The 16,786-nt window shown below is 34.4% G+C and carries 15 protein-coding genes and 1 riboswitch; of the genes, 12 read left to right on the top strand and 3 right to left on the bottom strand.

The genetic code is table 11. From position 1 onward, the window contains the following. From metC to CHI06_RS09330, 3 genes are all read right to left on the bottom strand, one after another. Entirely contained in the window at positions 1-1,188 is a 1,188-nt protein-coding gene (gene metC, locus CHI06_RS09340) for a cystathionine beta-lyase (RefSeq protein WP_095248259.1), read from the bottom strand. Then, positions 1,188-2,303, bottom strand: coding sequence for a methionine biosynthesis PLP-dependent protein (locus tag CHI06_RS09335; protein WP_095248257.1), 1,116 nt, complete (start codon positions 2,301-2,303; stop codon positions 1,188-1,190). The genes metC and CHI06_RS09335 overlap by 1 nt, the downstream gene beginning before the upstream one ends. Positions 2,304-2,574: 271 nt before the next feature. Continuing rightward, a riboswitch (SAM riboswitch) is annotated at positions 2,575-2,692 on the bottom strand. Positions 2,693-2,794: 102 nt separating this feature from the next. Next, a complete protein-coding gene (locus CHI06_RS09330) occupies positions 2,795-3,151 on the bottom strand; it encodes a helix-turn-helix domain-containing protein (protein ID WP_095248256.1) in 357 nt (118 codons plus the stop codon). A gap of 663 nt (positions 3,152-3,814) precedes the next feature. Between CHI06_RS09330 and CHI06_RS09325 the strand changes: the two genes are divergently transcribed. From CHI06_RS09325 to CHI06_RS09270, 12 genes are all read left to right on the top strand, one after another. Continuing rightward, positions 3,815-4,834 carry a glycosyl hydrolase family 28-related protein gene (locus CHI06_RS09325; RefSeq protein WP_095248254.1) on the top strand — a complete coding sequence of 340 codons (1,020 nt, stop codon included), beginning with the start codon at positions 3,815-3,817 and terminating at the stop codon, positions 4,832-4,834. Positions 4,835-4,872: 38 nt separating this feature from the next. After that, positions 4,873-5,610 (top strand): YveK family protein, encoded by a 738-nt coding sequence (locus tag CHI06_RS09320; protein WP_095248252.1) that lies wholly within the window; start codon positions 4,873-4,875, stop codon positions 5,608-5,610. Then, a complete protein-coding gene (locus CHI06_RS09315) occupies positions 5,603-6,238 on the top strand; it encodes a CpsD/CapB family tyrosine-protein kinase (RefSeq protein ID WP_095248250.1) in 636 nt (211 codons plus the stop codon). Before CHI06_RS09320 ends, CHI06_RS09315 begins: the two co-directional genes overlap by 8 nt. A 51-nt stretch (positions 6,239-6,289) precedes the next feature. Further along, positions 6,290-7,747 carry an oligosaccharide flippase family protein gene (locus CHI06_RS09310; protein WP_095248248.1) on the top strand — a complete coding sequence of 486 codons (1,458 nt, stop codon included), beginning with the start codon at positions 6,290-6,292 and terminating at the stop codon, positions 7,745-7,747. Position 7,748: 1 nt separating this feature from the next. Continuing rightward, on the top strand, positions 7,749-9,059 hold the full coding sequence (locus tag CHI06_RS09305) for an O-antigen ligase family protein (RefSeq protein ID WP_095248246.1): 1,311 nt from the start codon (positions 7,749-7,751) through the stop codon (positions 9,057-9,059). Beyond that, the gene (locus CHI06_RS09300) at positions 9,034-10,086 is read left to right on the top strand and encodes a glycosyltransferase family 4 protein (protein WP_095248245.1); all 1,053 of its coding nucleotides are present in this window, start codon (positions 9,034-9,036) and stop codon (positions 10,084-10,086) included. Before CHI06_RS09305 ends, CHI06_RS09300 begins: the two co-directional genes overlap by 26 nt. A 78-nt stretch (positions 10,087-10,164) precedes the next feature. Beyond that, complete coding sequence (locus tag CHI06_RS09295) at positions 10,165-11,841, top strand: glucosamine inositolphosphorylceramide transferase family protein (protein WP_095248243.1); 1,677 nt, start codon at positions 10,165-10,167, stop codon at positions 11,839-11,841. A gap of 107 nt (positions 11,842-11,948) precedes the next feature. After that, a complete protein-coding gene (locus CHI06_RS09290) occupies positions 11,949-13,346 on the top strand; it encodes a sugar transferase (protein WP_179292574.1) in 1,398 nt (465 codons plus the stop codon). Between the two features lie 55 nt (positions 13,347-13,401). Further along, positions 13,402-14,172, top strand: a complete 771-nt coding sequence (locus CHI06_RS09285; protein WP_095248239.1) for a glycosyltransferase family 2 protein — start codon at positions 13,402-13,404, stop codon at positions 14,170-14,172. Between the two features lie 50 nt (positions 14,173-14,222). Next, positions 14,223-15,278, top strand: a complete 1,056-nt coding sequence (locus CHI06_RS09280) for an acyltransferase family protein (RefSeq protein ID WP_095248237.1) — start codon at positions 14,223-14,225, stop codon at positions 15,276-15,278. A 75-nt stretch (positions 15,279-15,353) separates the two neighbouring features. Then, positions 15,354-15,974 (top strand): sugar transferase, encoded by a 621-nt coding sequence (locus CHI06_RS09275; RefSeq protein WP_095248236.1) that lies wholly within the window; start codon positions 15,354-15,356, stop codon positions 15,972-15,974. Between the two features lie 6 nt (positions 15,975-15,980). Beyond that, positions 15,981-16,745 (top strand): GNAT family N-acetyltransferase, encoded by a 765-nt coding sequence (locus CHI06_RS09270; protein ID WP_095248234.1) that lies wholly within the window; start codon positions 15,981-15,983, stop codon positions 16,743-16,745. Positions 16,746-16,786 lie beyond the last annotated feature (41 nt).

Genomic DNA, 16,786 nt, shown 5'->3' with positions numbered 1-16,786 from the left:
TTATCCGCCTCTTTGTACAGTCAGTTGTTGTTCATTTACCACTTGAAGAGCTTGTGAAAAATCCTTTATTAAATCATCAGGATTCTCTAAACCAACAGAAAGACGGAGTAGACTATTTTTGATTCCCCGTTTTTCTCTCTCTGCTTGAGGCATGGCAGCATGTGACATTTTAGCTGGATAGGATAAAATGGATTCTACCGCGCCAAGACTGACTGCAAATACAGGTAATTTTACATTTGAGACAAAGGTCCTTAGAGCTTCTTCATTATGGAGTTCGAATGATAATACAGCGCCTGCTCCAGCTGCCTGTTCCTGTTGCAATTTATGCTGTGGATGATTTTTAAGAGCTGGGTAATATACTTTTTCAATAAGAGGATGTTCCTCTAGGAACTGCGCAATCTTAAGAGCTGATTTTTGTGATTGTTCTAGTCTGACATGAAGGGTTTTTAATCCCCTAAGTACAAGCCATGCATCTTGTACCCCAAGTACAGCACCAAAGGAATTCTGTAAGGAGTACAGTCTCTTTCCTAACTCTTCATCTTTTACAACCGCGAGGCCAGCAATCACATCACTATGACCAGATAAGAACTTAGTTGCGCTATGAAGAACTACATCCGCTCCAAGCTCTAAAGGTCTTTGGTACTCAGGAGTTAAAAAAGTGTTATCTACATAAGTAATGGCATTAATTTCTTTTGCCAAATTACTAATTGCTTTAATATTCGTAACCTTTAATGTAGGGTTAGACGGCGTTTCAACATAGAATGCTTTGGTGTTAGGTCTAATGGCAGCCTTTACTTGATAAAGGTCTGTCATATCTACAAATGTATGTTGTATTCCGAAACGAGTCAGTACCTCTGTAACCATTCGATATGTGCCGCCATACACATCCTCGGTAATGACGATGTGATCTCCAGAAGAAAGGAGGAGGAAGGCTGTTGAAATAGCTGCCATTCCCGATGAAAAAGCAAAGCCTCTTGTTCCGCCCTCTAATTCTGCGATTACATCCTCGAGTGCTTCTCGTGTAGGGTTTGCACTTCTAGCGTAATCGTATTTCCCGAAACTTTCGATATCAAACTGATGGAACGTTGATGCATGCTGGATCGGCACACTTACGGCTCCAGTGTTTGGATCGACTTTATGCTGATTATGAAGGAGCTTAGTTTCAAAACTATAATCTTCTAAACTCATTATCTAATCACTCCTTCTTTTAATTTAGCTAATGCCTGTTCAAGATCATGAATGATATCAGTAGGATCTTCAAGGCCTACAGAAAACCTCAATAACCGATTACAAACACCTGACTGAATTCGAATTTCTTCTGGAATATCAGCATGGGTTTGGGTTGCAGGGTAGGTAATAAAACTTTCTGTCCCGCCAAGACTTTCAGCAAACGTAATAAGTGAAAGTTCTTGCAGGAATGGGTTAATCATGGACTCATCCTGTAAGCGGAAGGAAACCATTCCACCTCTTCCTGGGTAAAGGACATCTGTTACTCCTTCGTGAGCAGAAAGGTATTCCACGATGGTCTGTGCATTGCTTTCATGTCGCTGCATACGAAGGGATAAAGTTTTCATTCCGCGCATCACCAGCCAAGAATCAAAAGGACTTAGGACTCCGCCTGCACCGTTATGATGAAATGCCAGCGCCTCACAAATTTCTTTCCCCTTAGCAACAATAAGACCAGCAAGGACATCATTATGACCGCCTAAGTATTTTGTAGCACTATGAATAACAATATCCGCTCCAAGCACAATAGGCTGCTGGAGAAGCGGGGTATAGAAAGTATTATCCACAATCAGGATAATTCCGTTCTTCTTGGCAATTTTTGAGACAGCACTGATGTCAGACTGCTGCATAAGCGGATTGGTTGGAGTTTCAAGGAAAATCGCCTTGGTTTGTGGAGTAATCCTGCTTTCAATTTCTTCTGGACTACAAGTATTCACATATTGAGTCTGCAGACCCCATTTTTTAAAGCCCTGTTCTAGTAAACGGTAAGTTCCTCCATATAAATCCTCGCTCACAATCCATTCGTCCCCAGACTGAAATAGGGAAAGAATCGTAAAAATAGCAGCCATTCCCGAACTACAGGCAAATCCTTGATCTGCCCCTTCTAAATCAGCTATCGCCTTTTCTAGTAGCTGCCGAGTAGGATTTCCTGTCCTTGAATAATCATATCCTGTTGATTGGCCAATGCCCTCGTGACGGTAAGCTGTTGAAAAGTAAACAGGAGGATTAACGGTGCCTGTCACCTTATCGCTTCTATTTCCAATTTGGGCTAACTTCGTATCAATTTTATATACCATTTCTTCATCCTCCTTAATATAAAGCTCTTTTCTTAAACATTGCTGCTTTTGGAGATTAAAAACACTTGAATTGGCTATATATTGTCGCAAATTAGCCATCCATCGTAAGAAAAGAGCTTGCAAACTTAATTTCGAGCACAAAATAGTTTGTTCCGCGTTAAAATCGGCTTTAGGATTTTAACAACAATCTTTACGAAAACAGACTTTTAAAAAACAAAAAAAGTCTTCTATAAGAAGAAGACTTTTGGATGCACATTCGCACAGGTCATTCTTCTTATCTCACAAGTTACCTAATAACTTGATGGACTTAGCACCTTTTCAATGAAAAATAGACATTGAAGGTTGCTGAGACTTCATAGGGCCATTCCCTCAGCCTCTCTTGATAAGAAAGTATAATATTTAGACTTTTTATAAAATTTACTACACTAAAGGAGGAGTGTCAATGTATTTCGCAAATTATTTGAATCATATATTAATGTAAGCGTTTAATATCACCTTTTGTTTTTTTCCCATATTTTAAATTTAATATAGTTTATATATTCTTTAAAATCATCTTTATCAATTCCGTCTTTAATGGCTTTTTCAATCAAAATTTCCCATTCCTTATCAAGTATCCTTTCCCCATTGATTTCCGTCTGATCCTCTATTTGATCAATTCCAGTAAGTAGATATTCAATCGAAATATCTAAAGGTTTGGCAACCTTCATTAGAAAATGAATTGACGGATTTTTATTAAGGTTCCGTTCGATATAGCTTAAATAGGATTTTGAGACATTAGCAAGAGCGGCTAATTCTGTAATTGAATATCCATTTTGTTCTCTTAAGATTTTTAATCGGTCTCCAATCATAGGCTTCTCCTTATTACCATATTTAAGATTTTTGGTTCTAACAAGTATTTAACTTAACTAACGCAGAAGAAACCTGAAGCGGAAAGAAAAATAGACATTTCCCCAAATCTCTTTTATTCCATACTATCTGGAAACTTCCAAAAGAAAAAAGTAGATAAGCAATCTGCATGTCATGGTTAAGTAATTTGGAGTCAGTTAAAGAAATGTTATACACATATGTAGTAGGAAAGTATAAATCGAATCCGCTAGTGTATTAACCTATACTTCCGTGGAAAAAAATAGATAAGTTACTTAATTTAGGAGCGAACTTTTACACATTAATCATAGTATAAATCAAAATGTGTTCTTTTTAAAGAACTAAATTCCGATAAAAAAGGATGATATTTTTCTGAAAATAAGAATGTAATTTGTCAAGTATTGAAGGAAAAACCGACAAATTAGGGTGTCTTTTGAATTTGTTTTTTCGACCTGTAATGTTATAATGTTCTTAATATAGAACTGTTGTTTATGTGAAACGAAGGAACTCCTACATATAGGAGCTAAGACAAACCTTAGGAAATAAAGCTATCAAAGGCGTAATCTGTATACGGGGGTGATACCACGATTTACAATTAAGCGTTTTAGTTTTGGTAAATATGCTTTTATATAGACTAGGAGATATATATGAATAGAAGGAGTTTAATCATAAGTTTTTCAGCAATTCTTTCGTTAGCTGGTTTTCTTTTTTTATATAACAACGGGGTAGACAACAAATTGGAAAAGGAAGACAAAGCCGTAGTAAAGGCAGTTAATGTTGTATATGAGTATGTGAATGTGGATGAATTTGGTGCTAATGGAGATGATTCGAAGGATGACTCCGGATCTATACAGGAAGCAATAGATCATAGCCATAATTCGAAGATCGGAAAAGTAAAGTTACTAGGAAATAAGACTTATATAGTAAAGCAAGGACTAGTTATAAAAAAAGGAGTTGAATTAGAGTTTGGTCAAAATACTAGGTTAAGAATAGTAGGAAACTTTAGAGCAATTGATGTAAAAAAAAATGCATCAATCTCAAATGGAATTATTGAAATTGTGGATGATAGTTTTAATTCAGATGTTATATACCTTGATGGTAATCAAAAGTTTTGGTCATGGGATAGAACTCAAATCAGGAATGTTACAATCATAAACTTAACTGATTCGCATATGGGAACAGGTCTACATCTTTATGCTAGAGAGTCTGGTCATTTCATTTCTTTTGTTAATTTTACTGATTTAAGAATTGCAGGATTTCAGACAGGTGTTAAATTGGAAGCTGATAAACCAAAGGAAAAGGATAAATATAGTTTTGTTAACGGCAACCGATTTATTAATCTAACCCTGGATGACTGTGTAAGATGTATTGACATTAATAGTTCAGTAAGTATTCCGAATGAAAGTTCTGGAAATGAGTTTAGCGGCCTTCAAATTCAAATTTCTGAAAATACTAAACAAGCAATAAGAATAACCGGCTCTGATAATAAGTTTGAAGGAATCATTTGGGATTTTCATATTTTAAAGAAGAATAAATCAATCGTAGAATTTACAAATGACTCTATGAGAAATCGTTTAGATTCCAATCTAGGGTCAGACTATATTAAAGATAAAGGTAAAAATAACTATTATACTTCACCTGAAGAAGACTCAAAGAATAAAAAATAGAACGCAACCATATAAAATGATTTTCTTTGGAGGTTATCATGGACGAAAGAATAAATTTAAGAACATTCTTACACATCATTCGAAAGAGAATTCTCACCTTGATTATTACGGTCCTAACAGTATCTTTATTAACAGCTGCAATATCTATTTTCTACCTAAAGCCAACCTATGAGGCAACTGAAAATATTATTATTGGCTCTTTGGTGAAGAACGAAAGTGCATATGATTCACAGGAACTCAGTATGTTACTTGCTTCAACCATCGACTTCATAAAGAGTCCAGTTGTGCTTAATTCTATTCAGAAGGAGCTAAACATAACGGACGATCAATTAGAGGAAAAGATAGTTGTTCAAAACAATAGAAATTCACAAATTGTTAATGTGGTGGTCAGGGATCATGATATGGACAATACGACAGAGTTAGCCAATACCGCTGCTAGGGTATCCGTTGATAAAATGAAGGAAATGTTTGGTGTTACAGATATTAAACTATTGAGTGAAACTGATGGAGAGCCTTCGGTAAAGCAAGTGGGAAGCACGACGTTAAATATCGCAATTGGAATAGCTGTTGGTTTTCTTTTGGGAGTCGGTCTTTCCATGCTTAGAGAGTATTGGGATGATTCTGTAAAGAATACCAGGGAAGTGGAAGATATTCTTGGTTTACCTGTTTTAGGAGAAATAAATTTTAAAAATAAAAGAGGGAATTCAAGAAACCAAACAATTACAAAGCAGCAGCATGAAATCTTAAAGAGAAGCGGGGGGCAAATCAGTGTATAAGAAGAGGGTTAGTATAAACAAAAGGTATCAGTTAATGGAAGAATCAATAAGTAAGGAACAAATCCGAATGATTCAAGTGAATATTGATCAAAAATTAGATTGTCATTCGACTTCATTTATGTTGACCTCCCCTACTGATGATGGAGAAAAATCAATTATTTCATCTAAGTTAGCCATATCATTTGCTGAACAAGGAAAAAAGGTACTTTTAGTTGATGCTAATTTAAGGAATCCTTCTATCCATAATTGGTTTCAACTAACAAACCAAAGTGGATTAACGAATGTAATCGTAAAAGAGGAAGATATCCAACATCATATAAAAGAAACGTTATTTCCAGGATTGTTTGTTTTACCAACAGGTCCTAATCCCCTGAATCTTTCAGACCTATGGGTCACAAGTAAAATAAAAGGAATGGTAAGAAAAGTCCAATTGGAATATGATGTCGTTATTTTTGAGGCTCCACCCTTCTTAAATGTATCGGATTCTCAAATTCTTGCAAACCAGTGTGATGGTGTAATTTTAGTCGTAAAAGCTAATAAAACTAAGAAAGCAGATGTACTTAAGACTAAAGATTACCTTGAAAAAACAAGTAACAGTATTTTAGGAGTCATTTATCAAACAGGATAATTGCAGGCATTCAATCACGGTACGAAGTGTCGTAATAAGGTGGCTATTTTTATGGAGAAATCAAAAAAAAATTCAATCGCTAAGAATATTATACATCTATTTTATAGTACAGCATTATCTAGTGTCTTGAATGCTGTAGCATTAATCGTGTTAGCCTATTATTTACAGTCCTATTATTATGGAATGTTTAGCGTCGTTTTAGCATTTGCGATGATTATGGGATATTTTACAGATGCTGGACTAAGTGACATCGTCTTAAGGGAAGGATCCAAGAAAGAGGTAAATACATCCATTCTTATTTCCTCATATGTGAAAATGAGACTTGGTTTATTGGTTGTCACCTTTCTATGTGGATTTTTTTTCATTCATTTATCAAACTCAGGGCATCAAGAACTAATTCAAACTGCTTATTTTTTAATTATTCCGATGGTTACTGGGGTCGCTTTACAAAGCATAGGAACAACATATTTTCAACTGATAGAGAAAATGCAATATTACGGCCTAATCCGAATCATTTCATCTGTTTGTTTGGTACTCACGTTATCAGTTGGAATGATCTTTCATCTTAATCCAATGTTTATTTGTACATTATATGGACTTTCTTATCTTACTGCTGGGATTATTGGGGTCTACCTGGTTAGTAAAAATGTTCAAATCCGTTTGACAAGCCCTTTCCATAAGGGCTTATTGCAAAATTTAGGGTCATTTACTTTAGGTGGATTAATTTTTGTCATGCTTCCTCAATTAGGTCCCCTTGTATTGGAAAAGACTATTACCTTAAAAGAAGTTGGCTTATTTGCGGTTGCGTATCGAATCCCACAAGCACTGCAGCAAATACCATTTATTGTTGCTGGGGCATATTATCCGGTACTGTTTAGGTCATTTAATAATAACCTATTGGACGATCACTTAAGATATAACATAGAGTTATTAAAAATAATTTCCTTAGTTGGAATGGCCATAACAATCCCATTTTACTATATGTCAGATTATATTATAGATTTGTTGTTTGGTGAGGAGTGGATTCAAGCAGCTCTTCCACTGAAAATATTATCATTAATGTTGACATTACAGGCAATCAATATTGCCTTGGCAGATGGATTAACATCTAGAGCACTACAGTCTTATCGTACTGGTGTTCAATTTATCTCTGTGATATCGGGTATCTTTCTTTATATGTTCTTTAGTAAATCATTTGGTGTAACTGGTGCAGCTTTTGCAGGTGTAATAATTGAAGTAATAGCCTTTTTAGGGTTTTGGATATGCATTCCAAATCGCTGGATTATTGCCAAAAGGGTAATCATTCCTTACTTGAGCTTTTTCATATTTTGTTTAGGTAGCATTGACTTTTTTCTAGATTCAATCCCATTTCTAGCGGTGGCAATCCACTTCATTTTATTGGCATTAGTAGTAGTTTTCGATAAAGAAAATATAGAAAAGATTAATGGCTATTTAAAACCATTGGGAATCAATCAAAAATGGAAATCAAAGAAATCCGAGGGGGGTTAAGATGAGTGATAAAATGACTCTAAATTCACATAAATACAACTTCACAATCTTCTTTCTCTTTTTATTAGTAACACTTGCAAATTATTACATTTATGTAGGGTTTGCTATAAAGCCGTATATGATTTTCTTAATCTTGTTTTTGATTATAAATATTGGATTATTTTACTTCCAAAGGCTTCACCTGTTTGAAGTTGCGATGTTGTTATTTTACTTGGTGTATAGCTTTAGTGGGGCCTTTGCATTATATCCAGCATCAAGTATTAGAATCATCTGTGGAATTATCCTTTATATCTTTTGCTATTTTATTATGAAATCAGTTATTGGAAATGCCAAAGATTCGGTGATTGAAAGAGCCCTTTCAGATGCAGGAATATTCTTTAATGTGGCAAGTCTAACACTATATTTAGTTGGATTGAAAAGTCTTGGTTTTGTGTTTGAGGGAGATAGGGTTTATCAATTCGGAGTCATGTTAGATAGAGATTACCCACGATTAATCGGGTTATTACAAGACCCTAATTTCTTTGTTTTTTATAATACCCTGTTTTTTTCATATTATCTTTGTAATGTGAAGTCCTTGAAAAATAAGCTTGGGTTAATTCTATGCATATTTGCAAACATTTTAACCTTTTCAAGAGGCGGAATTTTAGTCATGGCACTCATATTCCTTCTTTTTATTATCATCAAGAACCCAATTAAACAGATTAAATTAGTGCTTGGTGTTGTTTTTTCACTATTTGTGACCGTGTATGTTGCAATAGTTTATATGAAATTTGATATATTTGGAATCTTACTGTTAAGAATTGAAGATCTTTCCCAGGATGGTGGAAGCGGGAGGTTCGAATTGTGGGGAAGAGCGTTGGATTTCTTTTCTTCTCATATGATTATTGGAATTGGGGCTTTTAACTATTCAGAATACAACTTATTCCAATATGGAGATAGTTTGGAGGTTCATAATACATTTTTAGATATCTTATCAGAGTCTGGTTTAGTGGGGATGACATGTTTTTGTTTATTTCTCTTTTTATTATTATTCCAACTATTCCAAAGCAAAATACATAAAAATAAACCCTACTTATTTTTAGCTTTTATAGGAATGATTCTTCAAATGGGGTTCCTTTCTGTCATTATTAACGACATGTTTTTCATGTATATTGCGATTGTAACTACTTATTTACATAAAGAAAGTCATGAGTTAATAAATAAAAAGACATCTTTGTTTTCCACCTTAACTACCGATAAGCAAATATTAAAAATGAATGTTAAATATAAAGGAAGTGATCCAACACATGAATATTCTAGTCATAACGGATAAGCTAATTCACGGAGGTGCAGAAATGTATTTTTGTAAATTGGAGAATCAATTACAGCACCCAAACATTTCTTTTTACTATGCTGCAGGTCCTGGGGAATTGTACGAGAAAATCAAACATCAAAACAACTTTAATGAGATGAGCAGAACAAAACACCTCCAGAATGTAAAAAAGCTTAGAAAGTTGATTAACGATAAACAGATCGACCTTGTTCATGCGAATAGTTTGAGGATGGTTCTCTACTGTATATTTGTAAAAAGGTTCACAAAAAGGAAATTCAAAATTGTTTACACGAAGCATAATGTTACAGTTTTGGAGGAAAAAAACCCTGTTATTTTCTCTCATTTATTAAATAAATATGTCGAAAGAATCATTACTGTAAGTGATTTTGAAAAGAGGAATCTTGTCAATGCAGGAATAGAGCCTAACAAAATAACCACTGTTTATAACGGTGTAGATTTACAGCAGTTCTCTTTTCATCAAAAAGAAAATGGAAATATTTTTAAAGTTGGGATATTAGCAAGGTTATCAGAAGAAAAGAATCATGAGTTTTTTATCAAGATCGCAAACCAGCTTCGCAACATTCCAAATCTAATGTTTTATATCGCAGGTGATGGACCAGAGAAAGAAAAAATTAAGAATATGATTCAATCACAAAATCTACTTGACAAGATAAAGATGGTAGGAGTTGTTCACAATCCGCAGGAGTTTATTAAAGAAATGGACTTATTATTACTGACATCCCACCGAGAAGTATTCCCAATGGTTATATTAGAAGGTATGGCAGTTGGGACTCCAATCATCTCTATTAATAGAGGGGGGATTGGGGAAGCCATTATCGGGAATAAGACTGGTGTCCTCATTAATGATCATTCAGTAGAGGACTTCTGTAATAAAATCTTGGATATTAAATCCAACGAAGATCTTAAGAAACATTTCATTGATAATGCCCGAAGAAAGGTCCAAGTGGATTTTTCGTTAGAACAAATGGTGAGTAATACGTTAAAAGAGTACTTAAATTGTAGCTGATAGTATCGACATAATATTAACTAGCTGCAATGTCATAATGAACAGCTTTATTATGTAAAACCCTGGGAGTGTTAAGTAATGGGAATAAAAGGACTTCGGTTTGGCGTTATTTGTGACAACATTAACGTTGAAGAATGGCAATTAAATTGTATTAGGAAAATGCTGGAATTGGAGCTTGTTGAAGCAAACTTGATAATTCTGATTGATTCCAAACAAAGAAAGCAAATAGTTGGAAAGAATGATTTTTGGTCTTTCTATCCGAAAAGGACAACGAGTCTTACAAGCCTTATGAAAAACGTCGCAATTTTAGAATGTGATTCTGTGAGAACTGCTATTGGTGAAGACCATTTTTCTGAGAAAGATCTGGATAAGGTTAATGGCTATGAACTAGATTTTTTGCTAAATCTTAGTGTAGGCAATATCGGGGGAGGAATAACAAAATTTCCACGACTTGGTGTATGGTCCTTTCAGCATAGTTCAAACCTTCCTCATTATTTTTGGGAAATTTATAATGATGAACACGTTACCTTTGCTTCATTGAACCAATTATCACACCAAAATAATCTACTAAAAAAAGGCTGTTTTTCTATTATTAAAGATTCATTTAAGAAAAATAAAATGCACATTACTTCAGTAATCTCAGAATGGCCAGCTAAAGTCTGCCAAGATGTATTGAATAATAATGCTACTTATATGCAAAAAGGTTCTATTGCTGCACCACCGCCTTACTTTATGAAGCCTATTCCTAAGCAAATGGCGGGATTTTTTGGCAAGATGCTTAAAAATAAGTTTCAAAAGTTGTTTACAAAATTGTTTTCATATGAATATTGGAACATTGGTATCATTCCTAAACCTATACATGAGGTTCTAAACGATTCAAAAGTAAATATAAATTGGTTATTTCAAAAGAAAGATTTATATTTTGCTGATCCATTTGCGTATGAAGAGGAAGGCGGTCTTCGTATTTTAATGGAAGAACTAGATTATAAAGTTGTAAAAGGTTATATAAGTGGCATAAATGTAAAGAAAAAAGAGGAATGGGATATCGGTACATTTAATCAGGCAATGATGAAATTCCCCTGTCATATGTCATATCCATTTATTTTGGAACATGAAAATGAAGTCTATTGCGTACCAGAAACTTCGGAGGCGAAGGAAGCGTCCATTTATCAATTAAATAAATCAAGTAAAGAATGGAAAAAGGTGAAAACTTTAATTAAGGATTTTAATGCTGTTGATTCATCTATCGTAAAATATGGAGATTATTGGTGGTTGTTTTGTACAAAATCATTTTCAACGATTCAAAGTCATAATAATGAACTGCATATTTTTTATGCTGCTGACTTATTTGGTGAATGGAAGCCCCATTGTTTAAACCCGGTTAAAATTGATATACGGTCTTCTCGGCCGGCAGGAACACCATTCATTCATGAAGGGATGCTCTATCGCCCTGCTCAGGATTGTTCAAGAACTTATGGCGGTAGAATTGTTTTGAATAGAATTAAGATATTAACCATTTCGCAATTTGAAGAGGAATCGGTTTGTTTTGTCGAACCTCAAAGCGATAGCCTGTATCGAGATGGAGTCCATACACTATCAAGTGTAGGAGGAGTTACCCTTATAGATGGTAAACGTTTCGATTACAGCTTTTTTCACCTTTTCAGAAAGCTATATAAATATAAACCAGTAACAAATCTAAAAAATGTGAAATCCGGCCAGCTCGAGAAAGTATCTAAAACATTGGATACTCTTTGAGATATGAAGGAAAGAGGAGACAAAATTTTTTTCGTTCTATTATTCTTTATTGAGAACGGACTTTTATTTATTAAGAAAAAATGGAGTGTAAAGAAAGGAGGTTTGACATGAAGGAAGACTATAAGGGGCGATTTGTAAAGCTCTTCATGGCAATTATCGATGTCACATTCGTGTATGTAGGATTTATCCTGACATATTGGGTCTTGAATCTATTTTCAATCCCGACTGTAGGGGGAATGATGGATCACGATAGATTGATTGTACTCTCGGCTTCCTCATTTTTTGTATTTTATCTATATGACCTATATACGGATTGGCGCCGAAAAGGTAAACAAAATTTAGTCTATTCCATTATTTTATCGATGGTTGTCTTTTCTGGTTTCGAATTGGGAATCTCAATATGGACCCCTTTTCTATCTTTTCAGTTAAGCTTTATTTTTGCAGCATTTCTTATTCAAACTAATCTGCTAATGTGTATCCGTTTATGTTTTTGGTTGGTTAACAAGAAATTATACTGTAAAAAGAAAGTCTATATAATCGGCGAAGATTCAAATATGGGACTGTATTTAGCTGGTAAATTCTTAAACCATAATAAAGGGTGGTTCGAAATATCGGGTTATATTCCTTTAACCAAAAAGGGTTCCATCCATGAGTTTGTAGAAAGGGGTGACCTTTTCCTACTTAGCCCTACTATTAACAGGTCGGATAAAGAGGAAATTGTGAGGCAATGTATCAAGCACGGAAAAGAAATAATGGTGATACCACAATTATTTGAATTGTCACTTATAGGGGCTAATACACTACAAATAGATGATATGCTGGTCATTTCCATAAAGCCTCCGCGCTTAAGCGTTAGTCAACAGATTAGTAAACGGCTGTTTGACGTAATTGTATCATTGATTTTATTAGTAATCTCTAGTCCTATTTTAATGGCTTTATTTTTATTAATACCACTTACTTCGAAGGGACCAGCTCTTTATAGACAGGAACGCATTGGAGTGAATGGGAATCCATATTGGATTTATAAGTTCAGAAGTATGGTTCATGATGCAGAAAAAAGAACAGGACCAGTATTAGCGACAGATAAGGATCCAAGAATTACGGTAATTGGAAGAGTGATTCGGGCTGTTCGTTTAGATGAGCTACCACAACTATTTAATGTGCTAAAAGGTGAAATGAGCATAGTTGGACCAAGACCAGAAAGAGAATTTTTCATTAATCAATTTAAGCAAGAACTGCCGGAATATTCTCTTCGATTAACGGTAAAGCCAGGAATAACAGGATTGGGGCAAGTCTTAGCTAACTATACCACCCCTGTAGAAGAAAAATTGCGGTTTGACCTATTATACATTCTAAATTTTTCGTCCTTGCTGGATTTTAAAATCCTGCTGCAAACGATTAGAGTTGTTCTACAACGTGAACAAGCTCGAGGGTTAAAAGAAGGAAATGTTCGAAAACAACAATTAGTAAAAAATATTGATCAAAACAAGGTGATTAATCACTAGTTATTTTGTAATAAACTAAATTTCTGTATTCGTAGGGAGAAGGCAGGGAACAAAAATGGAAAATTCCACTAAACCGATTGTTTCAGTTATTACTCCAACCTATAACGCTGCAAGATTTATTACTGAAACCATTTTTTCTGTTAAAGAACAAACTTTTACAAACTGGGAAATGATTATTGTAGATGATTCCTCGTTAGATAACACGGTTGAAATTGTAAAGAAAGAAATGGAGAAGGATTCAAGAATTAAGTTAATAGAGCTTAAAAAAAATAGCGGACCTGCCAATGCACGAAATAGAGCTATTACTGCTGCATCTGGGAACTATCTTGCCTTTCTAGACAGTGATGATCTTTGGCTCCCTCAAAAATTGGAGCGGCAGCTAATGTTTATGGACCAAAAGAATCTCGCTTTTTCCTATTCAGCATACAGGATTATGACAGAAGATGGTGAAAGAACAGATGTTGTATTTCATGTACCAGGTAAGATTGATTATAAGAGCCTGCTAAAAAATACAATAATTGGGACACTGACTGTCATGCTTGATAGAAGGAAAGTAGGCAAGGTACAGATGCCAATACATCGGGACTGCTCCGAAGATTATGGATTATGGCTTTCAATCTTATCTAAAGGAATCCAAGCATATGGAATGAATGAGGAGTTAGCAATATACAGAAAGCGTGAAAAATCACTGTCAAGTAACAAACTGAAATCTGCTCAGAAAACATGGAACACATATAGAAAGGTAGAAAAAATTACTATCCCTTCTTCAATATGGTATTTAGCAAATTATTCACTTCATGCTTTAAAGAAACACTCAAAAACGTAGAAATAATAGATTAATGGAAATGAAGATTTTTTGGAATAGAGGGATAACCAATGGCAAGTGGAAGAAGAACTTTATCATATGTACAGATATCTAGGGCAATAGCCATTATATTTGTCCTCTTAGGACATGTGAACACTTTATTTTATACAAACTTCCAATACGACTGGTTTAATATGGGGCAGTGGGAAAGAACGGGTGGTGTGGATTTCTTTTTTATCGTAACAGGATTTATGATTTACTACCTTTATTATAAACATGCTGGTGTACCAGGAAAGACTACTGAATTTATCTTAAAGCGTGCAATTAGAATTTACCCGCTTTACTGGATATTTACTTTAATTTTGATTGCTTTACCCTTGATTTCTCCTTCCAAATTTGAGGGATATACCTGGGAAATTATTATTAAGTCCCTAATTATTCTGCCCTCTGTACCTATTCTTGATTCAGCTTGGTCACTTTGTCATATAGTGTTTTTCTATCTATTATTTAGTGCTTTTCTATTCCGGCCAAAAATTTTCAAGCCCATTATATTTATGTGGATTGTAGCAACTATATTATTAGAGTTAAAGATTATCCCATATCCAGAGGAGTCGTTTATTTTTAGCTTTAGTAGTTTGGAAATCTTATTTGGGTGTTTAGTCGCATATTTGACCCTTAATTATTCATTTAGACATTCTACCCTATTGATCTCAATTGGACTACTTGGATATTTAGCAGTTTGGGTAAATAATATATACAACTTTACGTATTTACATGGAGCTTTGTTCTTCTCCTTATTTTCCATGGTACTTATGTTAGGTATCTCAGAAAAAGACAAGAAGGAGCGAAAAGTCCCGAAAATACTTTCATTCTTGGGGGATGCTTCTTATTCTATCTACATTGCTCATACACCATTATTACACCTCTATCTCTTTTTATTGATAAGGCTTCATTTAATCGGTCCTTTAGGCTACTTTTTTTCGATGGCAATCGTGATTATTTTAACGATAATTTCGTCATGTATCATCTATAAAGTTATTGAAAAGCCTATATCAAAATATTTAAGAAAGTTAGTGTTTACAAAAAAAATCCGTCCTGCGGAAATACCTATTGGAATTGCAAAATAAGGCATTTTTTTACTCATTTTGTTCGTTTTTGGGAACAGATCACACTGTTATATTAAAAAAAAATAGGAGGTAAAGATGAAAAGATTGTTTGATATTGTTACAGGTTTGCTCCTATTGTGTGTCTTTTGCCCGATCATGCTGGGAGTTGCAATTCTGGTCAGAGTGAAAATAGGTTCTCCGATTCTTTTTAAACAAGAACGAGTCGGCTATCATGAACGAATTTTCACTCTATATAAGTTTAGAACAATGACAAATCAAAAGGATGAAGCTGGAAAGGATTTATCGGATTCTGTTCGATTAACAAAGATCGGGCTTTTGCTAAGAAGGCTGAGTATGGATGAGTTACCACAATTACTAAATGTCGTAAAAGGTGACATGAGTTTGGTTGGACCACGTCCTCTTCTAGTTCGATATTTACCTTACTATACTCCGGAAGAAAGAAAAAGACATTTAGTAAGACCCGGAATTACGGGGTATGCACAAGTGGAGGGAAGGAATCAGTTAGATTGGAGCAGCAGATTCAAATTGGATGTTATATATGTAGAAAAACTGTCTTTTCTATTAGACTTAAGGATTATTTTCAAGACAATCAGTAAAACACTCAAACGAGAAGGGATTGCTGATGTGCCTGACCAACAAATGTTAGATTTTGATGTAGAACGAATGATGAAAGCTAGTATTCAAAAGGTGGAATAAAATTTAATGAAAATACGTATTGAACCTTTAAAAAGTAAAGACGCTCATCTTATACCCAAGCTGATTGAGTCCGGAATGGATAAGGATACTTTTTCACTCACCATTTTTAGTTCAAATAGATATGAGGCATACCTGGAAAATTTGCTTACAATTCCTGAGGAAAATCGAAGAGTGAAACTTTATGGGGCCTTTGTTGGTGACCATTTAGCGGGTTATACAGAATGGCGTATCTTTGAGAATAGTCTTTTTTTAAATAATATTTATGTTTTCCCTGAATATCAGGGATTAGGCATTGGAAAATCTCTTTTAGAAAAACACGGTAATAAGTTAGTGGTGGAATATGGGAAATCTAACATAACCTTAGATGTTTTTGATAATAATGCAGAAGCAGTGAGGTGGTATGAAAAAATCGGCTTTGTAAAACAAAATTCCACTAACTGGTATGTTGGGGAGCAGCTTGCTTTAACCCGTGATAACCTTACTTATGAATGTTATATAGAGAATTATCCAAATGCGGAAGTGGAACAAAAGTCATACGATTTTTCCATGTTTACATGTTCAACAAAAAATGGAGTTTATCAAATAGGTAGAATTAGAAATCAATTCTATCGACTAACAAATCCTGAGTCTTTAAATAATGATGATTTACTCCACTTTCTTTATCAGTTTGATCCAAAAAGGAAGTTGCTTCTATTAACTAGTGATGAATTCTCCAGTGAATTTTCGTTCACCCTGTCGTGTGTAAGCAACAGGATGAAAATAGAGATTTAAGATGTGAATTTGCAATTTCGATTGATTATAGATAACTGGTT

It is taken from the genome of Bacillus sp. 7884-1, assembly GCF_002272245.1.
Taxonomy (GTDB): domain Bacteria; phylum Bacillota; class Bacilli; order Bacillales; family Cytobacillaceae; genus Neobacillus.
The sequence above is the reverse complement of the archived record's forward strand: the minus strand, read 5'-3'. Positions and strand labels throughout refer to the sequence as shown.

Coding starts and splice junctions, on each gene's coding strand:
- metC (WP_095248259.1), bottom strand. CDS start 1,188: ATGAGTTTAGAAGATTATAGTTTTGAAACTAAGCTCCTTCATAATCAG.
- CHI06_RS09335 (WP_095248257.1), bottom strand. CDS start 2,303: ATGGTATATAAAATTGATACGAAGTTAGCCCAAATTGGAAATAGAAGC.
- CHI06_RS09330 (WP_095248256.1), bottom strand. CDS start 3,151: ATGATTGGAGACCGATTAAAAATCTTAAGAGAACAAAATGGATATTCA.
- CHI06_RS09325 (WP_095248254.1), top strand. CDS start 3,815: ATGAATAGAAGGAGTTTAATCATAAGTTTTTCAGCAATTCTTTCGTTA.
- CHI06_RS09320 (WP_095248252.1), top strand. CDS start 4,873: ATGGACGAAAGAATAAATTTAAGAACATTCTTACACATCATTCGAAAG.
- CHI06_RS09310 (WP_095248248.1), top strand. CDS start 6,290: ATGGAGAAATCAAAAAAAAATTCAATCGCTAAGAATATTATACATCTA.
- CHI06_RS09305 (WP_095248246.1), top strand. CDS start 7,749: ATGAGTGATAAAATGACTCTAAATTCACATAAATACAACTTCACAATC.
- CHI06_RS09300 (WP_095248245.1), top strand. CDS start 9,034: ATGAATATTCTAGTCATAACGGATAAGCTAATTCACGGAGGTGCAGAA.
- CHI06_RS09295 (WP_095248243.1), top strand. CDS start 10,165: ATGGGAATAAAAGGACTTCGGTTTGGCGTTATTTGTGACAACATTAAC.
- CHI06_RS09290 (WP_179292574.1), top strand. CDS start 11,949: ATGAAGGAAGACTATAAGGGGCGATTTGTAAAGCTCTTCATGGCAATT.
- CHI06_RS09285 (WP_095248239.1), top strand. CDS start 13,402: ATGGAAAATTCCACTAAACCGATTGTTTCAGTTATTACTCCAACCTAT.
- CHI06_RS09280 (WP_095248237.1), top strand. CDS start 14,223: ATGGCAAGTGGAAGAAGAACTTTATCATATGTACAGATATCTAGGGCA.
- CHI06_RS09275 (WP_095248236.1), top strand. CDS start 15,354: ATGAAAAGATTGTTTGATATTGTTACAGGTTTGCTCCTATTGTGTGTC.
- CHI06_RS09270 (WP_095248234.1), top strand. CDS start 15,981: ATGAAAATACGTATTGAACCTTTAAAAAGTAAAGACGCTCATCTTATA.